The 14,818-nt window shown below is 73.0% G+C and carries 14 protein-coding genes; 11 read left to right on the top strand and 3 right to left on the bottom strand.

Translation table 11 applies throughout. The features are described 5' to 3' along the window. Window positions 1-48: 48 nt before the first annotated feature. Window positions 49-1,614 (bottom strand): FAD-dependent oxidoreductase, encoded by a 1,566-nt coding sequence (locus HH311_RS19800; protein WP_169185411.1) that lies wholly within the window; start codon window positions 1,612-1,614, stop codon window positions 49-51. A 66-nt stretch (window positions 1,615-1,680) separates the two neighbouring features. Between HH311_RS19800 and HH311_RS19795 the strand changes: the two genes are divergently transcribed. From HH311_RS19795 to HH311_RS19745, 11 genes are all read left to right on the top strand, one after another. Beyond that, window positions 1,681-2,598, top strand: a complete 918-nt coding sequence (locus tag HH311_RS19795) for an NAD-dependent protein deacetylase (RefSeq protein WP_169185410.1) — start codon at window positions 1,681-1,683, stop codon at window positions 2,596-2,598. Window positions 2,599-2,820: 222 nt separating this feature from the next. Beyond that, window positions 2,821-4,650 (top strand): phosphoenolpyruvate carboxykinase (GTP), encoded by a 1,830-nt coding sequence (locus HH311_RS19790; RefSeq protein WP_169185409.1) that lies wholly within the window; start codon window positions 2,821-2,823, stop codon window positions 4,648-4,650. 198 nt (window positions 4,651-4,848) lie between these two features. Next, on the top strand, window positions 4,849-5,511 hold the full coding sequence (locus HH311_RS19785) for a DedA family protein (RefSeq protein ID WP_211190507.1): 663 nt from the start codon (window positions 4,849-4,851) through the stop codon (window positions 5,509-5,511). A 71-nt stretch (window positions 5,512-5,582) separates the two neighbouring features. After that, entirely contained in the window at window positions 5,583-5,867 is a 285-nt protein-coding gene (locus HH311_RS19780) for a DUF3311 domain-containing protein (RefSeq protein ID WP_169185408.1), read from the top strand. Then, window positions 5,864-7,528 (top strand): monocarboxylate uptake permease MctP, encoded by a 1,665-nt coding sequence (gene mctP / locus HH311_RS19775; protein WP_169185407.1) that lies wholly within the window; start codon window positions 5,864-5,866, stop codon window positions 7,526-7,528. Before HH311_RS19780 ends, mctP begins: the two co-directional genes overlap by 4 nt. Before the next feature lie 132 nt (window positions 7,529-7,660). Continuing rightward, on the top strand, window positions 7,661-8,875 hold the full coding sequence (locus tag HH311_RS19770; RefSeq protein WP_169185406.1) for an alkaline phosphatase family protein: 1,215 nt from the start codon (window positions 7,661-7,663) through the stop codon (window positions 8,873-8,875). A 112-nt stretch (window positions 8,876-8,987) separates the two neighbouring features. Next, on the top strand, window positions 8,988-9,551 hold the full coding sequence (locus HH311_RS19765; protein WP_169185405.1) for a hypothetical protein: 564 nt from the start codon (window positions 8,988-8,990) through the stop codon (window positions 9,549-9,551). A 21-nt stretch (window positions 9,552-9,572) separates the two neighbouring features. Next, window positions 9,573-9,965 (top strand): ankyrin repeat domain-containing protein, encoded by a 393-nt coding sequence (locus HH311_RS19760; RefSeq protein ID WP_169185404.1) that lies wholly within the window; start codon window positions 9,573-9,575, stop codon window positions 9,963-9,965. Between the two features lie 75 nt (window positions 9,966-10,040). Then, on the top strand, window positions 10,041-10,298 hold the full coding sequence (locus HH311_RS19755) for a carboxymuconolactone decarboxylase family protein (protein WP_169185403.1): 258 nt from the start codon (window positions 10,041-10,043) through the stop codon (window positions 10,296-10,298). A gap of 36 nt (window positions 10,299-10,334) precedes the next feature. After that, the gene (locus tag HH311_RS19750) at window positions 10,335-10,640 is read left to right on the top strand and encodes a hypothetical protein (RefSeq protein WP_169185402.1); all 306 of its coding nucleotides are present in this window, start codon (window positions 10,335-10,337) and stop codon (window positions 10,638-10,640) included. A 58-nt stretch (window positions 10,641-10,698) separates the two neighbouring features. After that, a complete protein-coding gene (locus tag HH311_RS19745) occupies window positions 10,699-11,715 on the top strand; it encodes an LLM class flavin-dependent oxidoreductase (protein WP_169185401.1) in 1,017 nt (338 codons plus the stop codon). Between the two features lie 51 nt (window positions 11,716-11,766). Here the strand turns inward: HH311_RS19745 and pntB are convergent, their stop codons facing one another. Both pntB and HH311_RS19735 read right to left on the bottom strand, forming a co-directional pair. Then, complete coding sequence (gene pntB, locus HH311_RS19740) at window positions 11,767-13,170, bottom strand: Re/Si-specific NAD(P)(+) transhydrogenase subunit beta (RefSeq protein ID WP_169185400.1); 1,404 nt, start codon at window positions 13,168-13,170, stop codon at window positions 11,767-11,769. After that, window positions 13,167-14,717 carry a Re/Si-specific NAD(P)(+) transhydrogenase subunit alpha gene (locus HH311_RS19735; protein WP_169185399.1) on the bottom strand — a complete coding sequence of 517 codons (1,551 nt, stop codon included), beginning with the start codon at window positions 14,715-14,717 and terminating at the stop codon, window positions 13,167-13,169. The genes pntB and HH311_RS19735 overlap by 4 nt, the downstream gene beginning before the upstream one ends. Between the last annotated feature and the right edge of the window lie 101 nt (window positions 14,718-14,818).

Here is a 14,818-nt window from a genome sequence, read left to right as displayed (position 1 = left end):
GTGATGCGGGCGTGGCCGGTGGAGCGTCCCCGACGCGGCGGGTGGCGCTCAGCCGCGCGGCGAGACGACGCGGGTCAGGCCGGGCGGGCTCCCGAGTCCCGCGCTGACCGGTCCCTCGAGCACCTCGCCGTCGGGGGCGAACCGGGACCCGTGCAGCGGGCAGTCCCAGCTCGCGGCCGCGTCGTTCCACTCGAGGATCCCGCCCAGGTGCGGGCAGACGGCCCCGACCTCGTGCTCGACCCCGCCGACGCGGCAGCGCCCGATCTTGCCGCGCGCCGTCGTCTCCACCCGGCCCTCGCCCTCGGCGAGCGGACGGCTCGACGGCAGGTCCGGGCTCGCCCAGCCGGTCGCCAGGTAGCGGGCGACCTGGCCGTTGAAGCTCGCGAGCGACGGCACCGAGTTCAGCCGCGGCACCCGGTCGGCCGCCCACGTCGCCGCCCACGGGTTGTCGCGGCCGAGCACGTGGTCGGCGAGGGCGAGACCCGCGGCGGTGCCGCCGGTCATGCCCCACTTGGCGAAGCCGGTGGCCACGAGCACCCGGGGCTGCAGCGGCATCGGCCCGACGAAGGGCAGCCCGTCCTCGGGCTCGTAGTCCTGCGCCGACCAGCGGTGGGTGATCTCCGCGACCGGCCAGCGGCCCGCGGACCACGCGGCGAGCTCCCGCTCGTGGTGCGACATCGGGGCACTGGTGCCGACCCGGTGCCCGAAGCCGCCGGTGAGCAGGCGCCGCTCGCCGTCGAGCACCGCGGTGCGGATCGAGACCGTCGGGGAGTCCGCCGAGAGGTACATGCCCCGCGGCAGGGTGTCCTCGTCGCGCACGCGGACGGCCTGGGCGTAGGAGCGGGCGGGCTCGACCCGCGCGAAGTAGAGGCCGCGGTCGAGCAGGGGCAGGCCCGTCGCGAGGACCACCCGGTCGGCGTGGACGGTGCCCCGCGAGGTGCGCAGCTGCGGCGGGGCGCCGAGCGAGGCCGACAGCGAGACCCCCAGCACCCGGGTGCGCTCGTGCACCGACTGCCCGCCGTCGACGAGCTCGCGGGCGAGGTCGTGCAGGTAGGGCACCGGGTCGAACTGCGCCTGGTCGGCGAGGGTGACCGCCTCGGAGACGGCGAACGGCAGGTCGAGGTCGGCGTCGAGCGTGGCCGGCACGCCGGCCGCGCGCAGCGCCTCGGCCTCCTCGCGCACCATCGCCGCCCCCGGGCCGGAGCGACCCGCCGTCGAGAACGTCGAGGCGGGGGCGCGATCGTAGCCGCAGTCCACCCCGGCAGCGCGCTCGGCGATCCAGTCGAAGCCCGCGCGGTGTCCCGCGACGTAGGCCTCGACGGTCTCCGCCGGGTGACGGCGCGCCAGGGTCGCGGTTCGCGTCCCCTGCAGCAGGGAGATCTTGGCGGTGGTGTTGCCGGTGGCGACCGCGCCGAGGCGGCGCGCCTCGAGGACCGCGACCGAGAGCCCGGCGCGGTGCAGCGCCACGGCCGTCGTCAGGCCCGTGATCCCGGCGCCGACCACGGCCACGTCGACCCGGGTCTCGCCGATCAGCTCCGGGTGGACGGCGGGCTCGTCGCGGTCCAGCCAGGCGGAGCGGTGGCGGGCCGGCAGGTCCGGGGTGCTGGTGGCCATGGCACGGTGTGCCACCGGGTCGAGCAGAGGAAACGGCCGCTCCGCCGCAGGAGGCACCATGGAGGCATGGGACGAGTGGTGATGCGCTACCCCGGCGCGCCCGGGACCGTCACCCAGGCCCCCTGGGAGGCCGAGGTCCCCAGTCGGGGCGACCTCGCCGACCTCGCCGCGCTCGTCGGCTCCGGCGGGGTGTGCGTGCTCTCCGGCGCCGGCATCTCCACCGACTCGGGCATCCCGGACTACCGGGGACCGTCGAGCGCGGCCCGCCGTCACGCACCCATGACCTACGACGCGTTCGTCTCCGACCCCGTGGCGCGGCACCGCTACTGGGCCCGCAGCCACGTCGGCTGGCCGCAGATCGAGCGCGCCCGCCCCAACGAGGCCCACGAGGCCGTGGCCGCGCTGCAGCGCACCGGTCTCGTCACCGACGTGATCACGCAGAACGTCGACGGGCTGCACCAGGCCGGAGGCGCCCGCGACGTCGTCGAACTGCACGGCGCCCTCGCGCGGGTGGTGTGCCTGGGCTGCGCGGCGACGCACGACCGCGCGGCGGTCCAGGAGCGGCTGGCGGCGGTCAACCGCTCGTTCGACGCGGACGTGGCCGCCCTGCGCTCCACGCAGGTCAACCCCGACGGCGACGCGGAGCTCCCGCCCGCGCTCGTCGAGCGGTTCACCATGATCGACTGTCCGGCCTGCGGACAGGGCCCGCTGAAGCCCGACGTCGTCTTCTTCGGCGAGTCGGTGCCCCGCCCGCGGGTCGCGACGTGCTTCGAACGCGTCGCGGCCGCCCATGCGCTACTCGTCCTCGGGTCGTCGCTGGCGGTGATGTCCGGGCTGCGGTTCGCTCGCGCCGCCCACCGTGCCGACACCCCGGTGGCGATCATCACCGCCGGGCCGAGCAGGGGCGACGACCTCGCGGTCCTTCGGCTGACGTTGCCCCTGGGTGAGGCCCTTCCGACCCTGGTCAGGGCCCTGAGAGCCTGAATCGTTCAGCTTGATCGTGGAAGTGGTGCTCTCGACACCGTCGAGCGGTTCCGTCGGCAACATCTGTCGTTAACGTCGGAGTACTCCCGACGGGGCCTCACGGCGTGGTGCAGAAACTCGTCACCCGTGTCCGGTCCGCGGACGCGGCGTGGCCCCCGTCACCAGGCGACCTCACGGTCGTCGCTCGGAGACCGGCGAGACGATCGAGGAGTGACACGACGCATGACGGCCGCACCCACCATCCCCGGGCTCGACAATCCGCCGCTGCAGCGCCAGGAGGTTCTCGACTGGGTGGCACAGGTCGCCGAGCTCACCACCCCTGACCGGGTGGTGTGGTGCGACGGGTCGCCGGAGGAGTGGACGCGCCTCACCGACGAGCTCGTCGACGCCGGGACGTTCACCCGTCTCGACCCGGCGAAGAAGCCGAACTCCTTCTACGCCGCCTCCGACCCGGACGACGTCGCCCGCGTCGAGGAGCGCACCTTCATCTGTTCGGTCCGGGAGAAGGACGCGGGTCCCACCAACAACTGGATGGACCCGGCCGAGATGAAGGCCACCATGACCGAGCTCTACCGGGGCTGCATGCGTGGTCGCACGATGTTCGTCATCCCGTTCTGCATGGGGCCGACGAACGCGGAGCACCCCAAGCTCGGCGTCGAGATCTCCGACAGCGCCTACGTCGTCACCTCGATGCACATCATGACCCGCATGGGCCCCGAGGTGTACGAGCGCCTCGAGGCCGGTGACTCCGAGTGGGTCCCGGCGCTGCACTCCATCGGTGCCCCGCTCGAGCCCGGGCAGGCCGACGTCGCGTGGCCGTGCAACGAGACGAAGTACATCAGCCACTTCCCCGAGACCCGGGAGATCTGGAGCTTCGGCTCCGGCTACGGCGGCAACGCCCTGCTGGGCAAGAAGTGCTACGCGCTGCGGATCGCCACCGTCATGGCCCGCGACGAGGGCTGGCTGGCCGAGCACATGCTGATCCTCAAGCTGATCAGCCCGGAGGAGAAGGCGTACTACGTCGCGGCGGCGTTCCCGTCGGCCTGCGGCAAGACCAACCTCGCGATGCTGCAGCCCACCGTCCCGGGCTGGCGCGCTGAGACGGTCGGTGACGACATCGCCTGGATGCGCTTCGGCGACGACGGTCGGCTCTACGCGGTCAACCCCGAGTTCGGCTTCTTCGGGGTGGCCCCCGGGACGAACTGGAAGACCAACCCGAACGCGATGCGCACGATCGAGCACGGCAACGCCCTGTTCACCAACGTGGCGCTGACCGACGACGGCGACGTCTGGTGGGAGGGCCTGGAGGGCGACCCCGAGCACCTGACCTCGTGGACCGGGGACGACTGGACGCCGGGTTCGGCCAAGCCGGCGGCCCACCCGAACTCGCGCTACACCGTGCCGATCTCGCAGTGCCCCGTCGTCGCCGAGGAGTGGGACGACCCGCAGGGCGTGCCGATCTCGGCGATCCTCTTCGGCGGGCGCCGCAAGACGACGGTCCCGCTGGTCACCGAGTCGTTCGACTGGCAGCACGGCACCTTCATGGGCGCCACGATGTCGAGCGAGATGACGGCCGCGGCCAAGGGTGGCAAGGGCCAGGTCCGCCGCGACCCGATGGCGATGCTGCCGTTCCTCGGCTACAACGTCGGCGACTACTTCCAGCACTGGGTGAACCTCGGCAAGGGCGCCGACGCCACCAAGCTGCCGAAGATCTTCTACGTCAACTGGTTCCGCCGCGGCGAGGACAACCGCTTCCTCTGGCCCGGGTTCGGCGAGAACAGCCGCGTCCTCAAGTGGATCATCGAGCGGCTCGAGGGCCGGGCCGCCGCGACGGAGACGCCGATCGGCCACGTCCCGGGCGCCGACCAGATCGACCTCGAGGGCCTGTCCGAGCCGCTGGAGGACATCGAGGCGTCGCTGCGCTTCGACCGTGAGGAGTGGCTCGAGGAGCTCCCGCTCATCGACGAGTGGTTCGCCAAGATCGGCGACGGCCTGCCGACGTCGATGCGCGACGAGCTCGAGGCGCTCAAGCAGCGCCTGGACGCCGGCTAGACCCGATACGGAGCGAAGGGCACCGTCGGTCGATCTACTCGACCGGAGGTGCCCTTCGCTCGTTCCGGGGTGACCGGCCCCGTCCCGGCGAGGGGCGCCCCCGGCCGGTGGGTCCGAGCGACGGTGCCCTTCGCTCGACGGCGGGCGAATCGTCCGGTGTCCGGCCCTCTCACATGGTCGGTCGGGCACGATGGACCCGTGCTCGACTTCCTGCGCGGGATCGGCGAGAGCGTCGGCGCCTGGCTGTACGTCATCGCCGGTGGGTTGGCGTTCGCCGAGGCGGCGGTCATGGTCGGCGTCGTGCTGCCCGGCGAGACGGCGCTGCTCGTCGCCGGGTTCGCCGCGCACGAGGGCGTCATCTCGTTCGTCCCGATGGTGATCATCGCGATCGTGTGCGCGATCGCCGGCGACTCCGTGGGCTACGAGGTCGGGCGGGCCATCGGGCCGCGACTGCAGCAGTCCCGGCTCGGGCGCTTCGTCGGCCCGCACCGCTGGCAGGCCGGCGAGGAGTTCCTGCACCGCCACGGCGGCAAGGCGGTGCTGCTCGGCCGGGGCACCGCCCTGCTCCGCGCGCTCGTCCCCGGGCTCGCGGGGATGGCCCGCATGCCCTACCTGCGCACCTTCCTGCCCTGGAACGCCATCGGCGGCATCCTCTGGGGCGGGGCCTGCGTGACGCTCGGGTACGTCTTCGCGGCCAGCCTGCACCGGGTCGCGCAGTACCTCGCGTGGGGACCGATCCCCGTCGTCGTCCTGGTCGCCGCCGTCGTCGCCGTCCGGGAAGTACGGCGCCGCCGGCGCGATCGGCGCACCACCGACCCCCAGCCGGAGCCCGCGCCGAGCGAGGACGCTACCGGCCGGTAAAAGGGATCTGGTGCACACCAGTCCGGAGACTTAACATCCGCGCGTCCCCCGACCAGACAAGGACCGCGCCGATGTCGTCCCCGAGTCCTGCTCCCCCACCCGACCCGACCGCGACGAGCGTCGCGGCCACCGAGCCCGAGGCCGCCGCGCCGGCGTTCCGGTTCCGGGCCTGGAACCTGCTGCTGCTCGTCCCGCTGATCAGCCTGATCACGCCGCTGTTCAACATGACCGAGCCCCGCCTCGCCGGCATCCCGTTCTTCTACTGGTTCCAGATGGCGGTCATCCCCCTCGGGATCCTGTGCACCCTCGCGGTCCACCTGATCACCCGCCGCGCCGACGAGGAGGGCACCCGATGACCGGCGCGCAGGTCGTGCAGCTGGTGGTCTTCCTGGTGCTGTTCGTGGCGGTCGCCGTCCTGGGCTTCACGGCCAGCCGCTGGCGCCGCGCCGGGGACCCCGACCACCTCGACGAGTGGGGCCTCGGCGGGCGGAGCTTCGGCTCCTGGGTCACGTGGTTCCTGCTGGGCGGGGACCTCTACACCGCCTACACGTTCGTCGCGATCCCCGCGCTGCTGTTCTCCTCGGGCGCGCTGGGCTTCTACGCGGTGCCCTACACGATCATCGCGTTCCCGCTGGTGCTGCTGCCCCTGCTGCGGCTCTGGTCGGTCTCGCGGGTGCACGGCTACGTGACCCCCGCCGACTTCGTCCGCGGCCGCTACGACTCCCCACTGCTCGCCCTCGCGATCGCGCTGACCGGCATCGTCGCGACGATGCCCTACATCGCCCTGCAGCTCGCGGGCCTCGAGGCGGTGCTGCGCACGATCGGGCTCAACGGCTCCGGGTTCTGGGGGCACGCGCCGCTGTTCGTGGCGTTCATCGTGCTCGCCGCCTACACCTACCAGTCCGGGCTGCGGGCCCCCGCGCTCATCGCGGTGGTCAAGGACGTCCTGATCTACGTCGTCATCCTCGTCGCGATCATCTACCTGCCGCTCAAGCTCGGCGGCTGGGGCCCGATCTTCGACGCGGGCGCGGCGAAGCTCGCCAAGCCGTCCCCGACCACCGGCCAGCCCACCGGCTCGACGCTGCTCTCGGCCAACAACCAGCTGCAGTACGCCACCCTCGCGCTGGGGTCGGCGCTGGCGCTGTTCCTCTACCCGCACTCGGTCACCGGCGTGCTCTCCAGCTCGAGCCGCGCCACGATCCGGCGGAACATGACGGCGCTGCCGGCGTACTCGTTCCTGCTGGCCCTGCTCGCGCTGCTGGGCTACGTCGCGATCGCGGCGAACACCAAGCCGATCGTCAACGGCTCCACCGGGAAGGCCGACTCGAACACGATCGTCCCGGCCCTGTTCGCGGGCCAGTTCCCCTCGTGGTTCGCCGGCGTCGCGTTCGCCGCGATCGGGATCGGCGCGCTCGTCCCGGCCGCGATCATGTCGATCGCGGCGGCGAACCTGTGGACCCGCAACATCTACAAGGAGTTCATCCGCCGCGACGCCACACCGCGCGACGAGGCCCGCCAGGCCAAGCTCGCGTCGCTGGTCGTGAAGATCGGCGCGGTGCTGTTCATCGTGGGCATCGACCCGCAGTTCTCGGTGGACCTGCAGCTCATCGGCGGCGTGATCGTGCTGCAGACGCTGCCCGCGGTGGCGATCGCGCTCTACACCCGGTGGTTCCACCGCTGGGCCCTGCTCGCCGGCTGGGCCGTGGGCCTGATCTGGGGGATGATCATCCTCTACGGCATCCCGAACCCCGCCGTCGCCGGCAAGTCGCACTTCGGCGGCTCGGCCCTCGCCCTGGGCAAGCTGTCGCTGTTCGGCTGGCACCCCTTCGGCGGCTCGACGGTCCAGATCTACGTCGGCGTGGTGGCCCTCATCGGGAACCTCGTCGTCGCGGCGGTCGTGACGCTGCTGCTGCGGGCCGGGCGCACCCCGGAGGGCGTCGACCACACCCGCGGCGACGACTACCACGCCACGACGGTCCCGGAGTCGACGGCGCCGGAGGCCGTGTCCTCGGTCTGACCCCAGGCCGCTGATCAGGGGCACGCCAGGCAGGGCACCGGGCCTCCGAACCTGCCTGACGTGCCCCTCGCCGTCGGGGACACACGGAGCACGCGGACCGCCCGATCACCGCGCGCCCTACGATCACCCGCCATGACCGCGCTCGGGAGTGAACCGTTCCTCCCGGCCTACGGGCACGGCACCCTCGCCGAGGTGATGCCGTCCACCGCGGCCGCGCTCGACGTCGACGGGTTCGTCGACACGCTCGGTGTCGCCCGCCACCGCGGGGACGTCACGGCCGCGGGGGTGCTGCTCGTCGACGGGCTGGGCGCCGAGCTGCTCGCGGCGCACCCGCACGACGCCCCCGCGCTCACCGAGCTCGCCACCTCCCCGGACTCCCGGCGGCTGACCTCGTGCTTCCCGGCGACGACCGCGGTGAGCATCACCTCGCTGGGCACCGGCCTCACCCCCGGTGGGCACGGCATCGAGGGCTACTCGATGGCGGTGCCGCCGCCGGACGACCCGACGGCCGAGGCCGACGTCGTGCTCAACACCCTGCGCTGGTGCGCGCACGGCGCCGCCGACCCGGTCGACCTGCTCGCCGACCTCCCGCCCGAGCAGGTGCAGCCGCAGCCGACCGTGCTGCAGCGCGCCCTGCACGCCGGGGTCGCGGTGACCCGGGTGGCCCCGGAGGTCCAGCGCCGCTCCGGGCTGACCCGCGCGGCCCTGCGCGGCGGCCGCTTCCTCGGGGTCTCCGCGCTCGGCGACCTCGCGGCCGAGCTCCTGCACGGGCTCGCCGTCGAGCCCGAGGAACGCGCGCTCTGCTACGCCTACCACGGCGACCTCGACATGATCGGCCACCAGCACGGACCGGGCAGCCTGCCCTGGCGGATGCAGCTGCAGATCGTCGACCGGCTCGTCGCGGCGATCGCGGAGTGCCTGCGGCCCGGCGCGGTGCTGCTCGTGGTCGCCGACCACGGGATGGTCGCGACCGACCGCGGCTGGCACATCGACCTCGACACCAGCCCCGCGCTGCTGTCCGGGGTGCGCCGGCTCGCCGGGGAGACCCGGGTGCGGCACGTCCACGCGGCGCCGGGGGCCCTCGACGACGTCCTGGACACCTGGCGCGGCGAGCTCGGCGACCGGGCGTGGGTCATGGCCCGGGACGAGGCGATCGACGCCGGCTGGTTCGGGCCGGCGGTGTCCGAGGTGGCCCGCGGGCGGATCGGGGAGGTCGTGGCCGCCGCGCGGGGCCAGTGGACGCTGGTCCGCTCCCGCATCGAGCCGCGGGAGACCGCCCTCGTCGGGCACCACGGGTCGCTCACGCCCGCCGAGCAGCTCGTGCCGCTGCTGGTGGTGCGGGGCTGACCGCTCGCTGCGCCGACGGAGCGGATCCGGCCCGGCCGGTCGCATCCGACCGGAACGCGCCATACGCTTCCTTCACGACGTCTCGCGGCGCGCCGCGAGGAGGGGGTGTGCATTGAGCCGGCACGACCACCGGGCGCCCGCGCCCGACGACGAGGGCCCCTCCCGCCTCGTCCGCCTCCGCTCGGCCATCGCCCATCACCCCCTGCTGCTGGGCGGGCCGCTGATCGCGGTGGCGATCGCCGCGGGGTTCGCCGACGCGAAGGAGAGCAGCGTCGTCTCGCTGGGCGCCGTCGTCGTGTTCATCGTCGTGCAGCTCTTCACCCTCGCCCACGACGACCGGCTCTGCCTGCGCTGCATCGCCGAGAGCCCCGCCGACCCGGCGCGCGCGGTGGAGACCCGGCGCCGCTGGCTGCGGCTGTTCCACTCGGCGACGACGACGGCGGGTGTGGCCGTGCTCGTCGTCGTCGCGGCCGTCGGGGTGGCCGCGGGGCTGCTCATCCGGCCCGGCTGGGGCGATCTCGTCCTGGTGCTGCCGCTGGGGACGATGGCGCTCACGGTCGTGCACCGGCGCATCGAGCCGTGGTGCCCGTACTGCGGGTGGGGCCACGGCGACGACGACGAGGACGCGCCGGAGCCCACCCCCGACCCCGACGTCGCGGCCCCGCTCTCCCGCTGAGCGGACCCCTACCCTGGCGGCATGAGCGACGTCCCCACCGAGGTCGCGGAGCTCGCCGGCCGCGTGTTCGACCTGGCCCGTGACGGCGACGCCGCGGGCCTGGCCGCCTACGTCGACGCCGGCGTCCCGGTGAACCTGACGAACGACGCCGGCGACACGCTGGTCATGCTCGCGGCCTACCACGGGCACGCCGACGCGGTCCGCGCGCTCGTCGCCCGCGGCGCCGACGTGAACCGGCTCAACGACCGCGGCCAGTCGCCCGTGGCCGGGGCGGTGTTCAAGGGCGAGGACGACGTGGTGCGCGTGCTCGTCGACGGCGGCGCCGACCCGCTCGCCGGGCACCCGACCGCCGTCGACACCGCCCGGATGTTCGGGCGCGAGGACCTGCTCACCGTCCTGTCACCGCCGATGTGAATTGCGCACAACCTCGTCGTAACACGCCGTCCGGAGCATCGCGGGGGTCAGCCCATCCCCGACGGAAGGTGCCCCGTGGCGCGCGTCCCGCTCTGGAACCCCGACGACCCCGAGGTCGACCCCCACGCCAAGGCGCTGCTGGAGTCGGTCGCCGACGCCCAGCCCGAGGTGGGCGTCCTCAACGTCCACCGCGCCCTCGCGAACCACCCGAAGGCGATGGAGCAGCTCTTCGCGTTCCTGGAGACCGTGTACTTCCAGAACTCGCTGCCCACGCCGCGCATGCGGGAGCTGCCGTACCTGACCAGTGCGGTCGCGAACAACTGCTTCTATTGAACGCCGACCCACGTGGTGCTCGGTCGAGCATCGGGGTTGACCGACGAGGAGATGTCGCACCTCCTCGACGACCCGCTCCCGGAGGGCATGTTCGCGCCCGCCGAGGAGGCGATCATCGTGTTCGCGCGCGCGTCCACCTGGATGCAGCCGATCACCGATGAGATGTACAAGAACCTGGCGGAGCACTTCTCCACGCAGCAGATCATGGAGATCTCCTTCACCGTGGGGCTGGACCAGATGATCAGCCGGTTCCACGCCGCCGTGCGGACGGACCTCGACGGCGTCACCGCCGAGGCGACGAACGCCTGCGCGGTGCGGATCCCGGGCATGCCGGAGGCCTGAGCGGCGTCGTCCCGGGAGACGTGGAATCAGCGTCCCCCGGGACGGCGTTGCACCTCGTATGGGCTTCCCCATCTCGGTCCTCGACCTCTCGCCGATCCCGTCCGGCGCGTCCGCCTCGCAGGCCCTGCACGACACCGTCGAGCTCGCCCGCACCGCGGAGGCCGCCGGGTACCGCCGGTTCTGGCTGGCCGAGCACCACAACATCGCGAGCGTGGCCAGCTCGAGCCCCGAGGTGATGATCTCCGCGGTCGCGTCCGCGACGAGCACGATCCGGGTCGGCTCGGGCGGGATCATGCTGCCCAACCACAGCCCGCTCAAGGTGGCCGAGACGTTCCGCGCGCTGGCGGGGCTCTTCCCGGGCCGCGTGGACCTCGGCATCGGTCGCGCCCCCGGCACCGACCCGCGCACCGCGATCGCCCTGCGCCGCTCGCACCAGGCGCTGACCGCCGACGACTTCCCCGACCAGTTCACCGAGCTGCGGGGCTACGTCGACGGGTTCGACGCCGACCACCCGTTCCGCGGCATCGTCGCGAACCCGGACGACGTGCCGCTGCCGCCGGTGTGGATCCTCGGGTCCAGCTACTACGGCGCGCAGGCCGCCGCGGCCTTCGGCACCGGGTTCGCCTACGCGGGGCACTTCGGCGGCGCCGACGCCGGCGAGGCGACCCGCATCTACCGGCACAACTACCGCCCGAGCGAGGGCGCCGGGGCGCAGCCGCCGCACGTCATCCTCGGCGCCGCCGCGATCGCCCACCCCGACCCCGAGCGGGCGTACGCCCTCGGCCGGGCGAACGCCCTCTCGATGGCACGCCTGCGCACCGGCACGCCCGGTCCGCTGCCCACCCCCGAGGAGGCGCTGGCCCACGACTGGAGCGCCGCCGAGGAGCACGTGGCCCGGAGCATGGCCGACAAGGTGTCGGTCGGCACCCCCGAGCAGGTCGCCGAGGACCTCCTGCGCAAGGCCAAGGAGGCCGACGCCGACGAGCTCATGGTCACCACGGCGGTCCACGACGCCGAGGAGCGCCGGCAGTCGGTGCGCCTGGTCGCCGAGGCCGTAGGTGCCTACGGCTCGTGAGCACTTTCCGTCGTCATAGCGACCGAAAGTGCTCACGTGCGCGCAGCGCACCTACAGCGCCGCGATGATGTCCTCCACCCGCTGCTTCGCGTCCCCGAAGATCATCGAGGTCGCGTCCTTGAAGAACAGCGGGTTCTGCACACCGGCGTAGCCCACGGCCATGGAGCGCTTGAACACCACGACGTTCTCGGCCTCCCACACCCGCAGCACCGGCATGCCGGCGATGGGGCTCGACGGGTCCTCCTCGGCGGCCGGGTTGACGGTGTCGTTGGCGCCGATGACGAGGACCACCGAGGTCTCGGGGAAGTCGTCGTTGATCTCGTCCATCTCCAGGACGATGTCGTAGGGCACCTTGGCCTCGGCGAGCAGCACGTTCATGTGCCCGGGCAGGCGGCCGGCGACGGGGTGGATGCCGAAGCGGACCTCGACGCCCTTGTCCCGCAGCTTGCTGGTCAGGTCGGCGACCGGGTACTGCGCCTGCGCCACGGCCATCCCGTAGCCGGGCGTGATGATCACCGACGACGCCTGCCGGAGGAGCTCGGCGACCTCGTCGGCCTGCACCTCGTGGTGCTCGCCCTCGACGTCGGACGTGGTCCCCGACTCGACGCCGAACCCGCCGGCGATCACGGCGATGAACGAGCGGTTCATCGCCTGGCACATGATGTAGGACAGGTACGCACCGGAGGAGCCGACGAGGGCGCCGGTGACGATCAGCAGCGTGTTGTCGAGCAGGAAGCCCGACGCGGCCGCCGCCCAGCCCGAGTAGCTGTTGAGCATCGACACCACGACCGGCATGTCGCCGCCGCCGATCGAGGCGACCAGGTGCCACCCGAGGGCCAGCGCCACCGCGGTGAGCGCGATGATCACGCCGATCGACGGCGAGATCGTGAACGCCACCGTCAGCCCGGCGAAGGCGACGAGGGCGCCGAGGTTCAGGACGTTCTTGCCCGGCAGCGACAGCGGCCGCGACTTCATCCGCCCGGACAGCTTGCCGAAGGCGACGATCGAGCCGGTGAAGGTCACCGCGCCGATGAACACCCCGACACCGACCTCCACCGAGTGGATGCCGAGCATCTCCGGGGGCACCTCGGTCTGCGCCGGCCCCACCGCCTCGACCTCGAGGTAGCCGTTCCAGCCGACGAGCACCGCCGCGAGACCGACGAAGCTGTGCAGCAGCGCGATCAGCTCCGGCATGCCCGTCATCTCGACGACGCGGGCCCGCCACAGCCCGATCGCCCCGCCGATGACGAAGCCGCCGACCAGCAGGCCGATCGCCCCGGCGGTGATCGACTGCGCGACCAGCACGACGGTGGCCACCAGCGCGATGGCGATCCCGGCGATGCCGTAGACGACGCCGGCCCGGGCCGTCTCGTGCTTGGACAGGCCCGCGAGGCTCATGACGACGAGCAGCGCGGCGACGATGTAGGCGGCGGTCGCCGCGGTCTGGGGGTTCATCGCGCGGCCGCCTTCGGGTCCGTGGTGAACATCGAGAGCATGCGGCGGGTCACCGCGAAGCCGCCGACGATGTTGATGCTGGCCAGCACGATCGCGATCCCCGCGAGGATCGAGACGACGAGGCTGTGCTTCCCGAACTGCACCAGCGCGCCGACGATCACCACGCCGGAGATGGCGTTGGTGACCGACATCAGCGGGGTGTGCAGCGCGTGGTGCACCTTGCCGATCACGTAGTAGCCGATCACCACGGCGAGCACGAACACCGTCAGGTTCACGGCGAGCTCGGCGGGTGCGAACGCCGTCGCCACGAACAGCAGCGCGAGGCCGACCGCGATGGCCCCGTAGCGCCACGCCGGCGACCAGGGCTCCTCCGGCTCCGGCTCGGGTTCCGGCTCCTTCGCCTCGGTGGCGGCCGGCGCCGCCGACACCTGGACCGGGGGCGGCGGCCACATGACCTCGCCGTCGTGGGCCACCGTCATGCCGCGCTGCACGGTGTCCTCGAGGTCGAGGACGAGCTGACCGTCCTTCTCCGGGGTCAGCAGCTTCATGAGGTTGACCAGGTTCTGGCCGTAGAGCTGGCTCGCCTGGGTGGGCAGCTTCGTCGCGAGGTCGGTGTCGCCGAGGATCGTGACCTGGTTGTCGGTGACGACGACCTCGTCGGGCTCCGAGCCCTCGACGTTGCCGCCGCTGCCCGCGGCCATGTCCACGATGACGCTGCCCGGCTTCATCGCCGCGACGTCGTCGGCGGTGATCAGGCGCGGCGCCTGTTTCCCGGGGATCAGGGCCGTGGTGATGATGATGTCGACGTCCGCGGCCTGCTCCGAGTAGATCTCGGCGGCCCGCCGGTCGTAGGCCTCGGAGGTGGCCTTCGCGTACCCGTCGGAGGACTTCTCGGCCTCCTCGCCCTCGACGACGACCTCGAGGTACTCCCCGCCGAGGGACCCCACCTGGTCGGCGACCTCGGGCCGCGGGTCGGTGGCCCGGACGACGGCCCCGAGCGACGAGGCGGCCCCGATCGCGGCGAGGCCCGCCACACCGGCGCCCGCCACCAGCACCTTCGCCGGCGGCACCTTGCCCGCCGCCGTGACCTGCCCGGTGAAGAACCGGCCGAAGTAATTCGCCGCCTCGACGACCGCGCGGTAGCCGGCGATGTTGGCCATCGAGCTGAGCACGTCCAGCGACTGGGCCCGCGAGATGCGCGGCACCGCGTCGGTGGCGAGCACCGTGATGCCGCGCGAGGCCAGGTCGGCGACGAGCTCCTCGTTCTGCGCGGGGGCGACGCGACAGATCAGCGTCGCGCCCTCCTGCAGCTTGGCCAGGTCCTCGGGCCGGGGGGTGTTGATCGCGAACACCACCTCCGCGCCCCACGGGTCGCCGAGCTCGGCCCCCGCCTCGGCGTAGGCGTCGTCGGGGAACGAGGAGCGCTCCCCCGCCCCCGGCTCGACGACCACCGTCCAGCCGAGCTTCTCCAGCCCCGCCACCGTGGTCGGGGTGGCGGCCACCCGCGTCTCGCGGTCCCGGGTCTCCCGGGGGACACCGATGCGCACCGTCGCGCCCTCCTCGTCCGGCCCCGCCCGCACCGGCCGGGCGCGCCTGGGGCGCGTCCGGCCGTTCCGGCCGAGGTCTCCTGCGATCGCCGGGTCCCTCC

This window comes from Actinomycetospora sp. TBRC 11914 (genome assembly GCF_012933465.1).
Classification (GTDB): Bacteria; Actinomycetota; Actinomycetes; order Mycobacteriales; family Pseudonocardiaceae; genus Actinomycetospora.
This window is presented reverse-complemented; position numbering and strand designations above follow the sequence as displayed.

Coding starts and splice junctions, on each gene's coding strand:
- HH311_RS19760 (WP_169185404.1), top strand. CDS start 9,573: ATGAGCGACGTCCCCACCGAGGTCGCGGAGCTCGCCGGCCGCGTGTTC.
- HH311_RS19795 (WP_169185410.1), top strand. CDS start 1,681: ATGGGACGAGTGGTGATGCGCTACCCCGGCGCGCCCGGGACCGTCACC.
- HH311_RS19800 (WP_169185411.1), bottom strand. CDS start 1,614: ATGGCCACCAGCACCCCGGACCTGCCGGCCCGCCACCGCTCCGCCTGG.
- HH311_RS19745 (WP_169185401.1), top strand. CDS start 10,699: ATGGGCTTCCCCATCTCGGTCCTCGACCTCTCGCCGATCCCGTCCGGC.
- pntB (WP_169185400.1), bottom strand. CDS start 13,170: ATGAACCCCCAGACCGCGGCGACCGCCGCCTACATCGTCGCCGCGCTG.
- HH311_RS19770 (WP_169185406.1), top strand. CDS start 7,661: ATGACCGCGCTCGGGAGTGAACCGTTCCTCCCGGCCTACGGGCACGGC.
- HH311_RS19790 (WP_169185409.1), top strand. CDS start 2,821: ATGACGGCCGCACCCACCATCCCCGGGCTCGACAATCCGCCGCTGCAG.
- mctP (WP_169185407.1), top strand. CDS start 5,864: ATGACCGGCGCGCAGGTCGTGCAGCTGGTGGTCTTCCTGGTGCTGTTC.
- HH311_RS19780 (WP_169185408.1), top strand. CDS start 5,583: ATGTCGTCCCCGAGTCCTGCTCCCCCACCCGACCCGACCGCGACGAGC.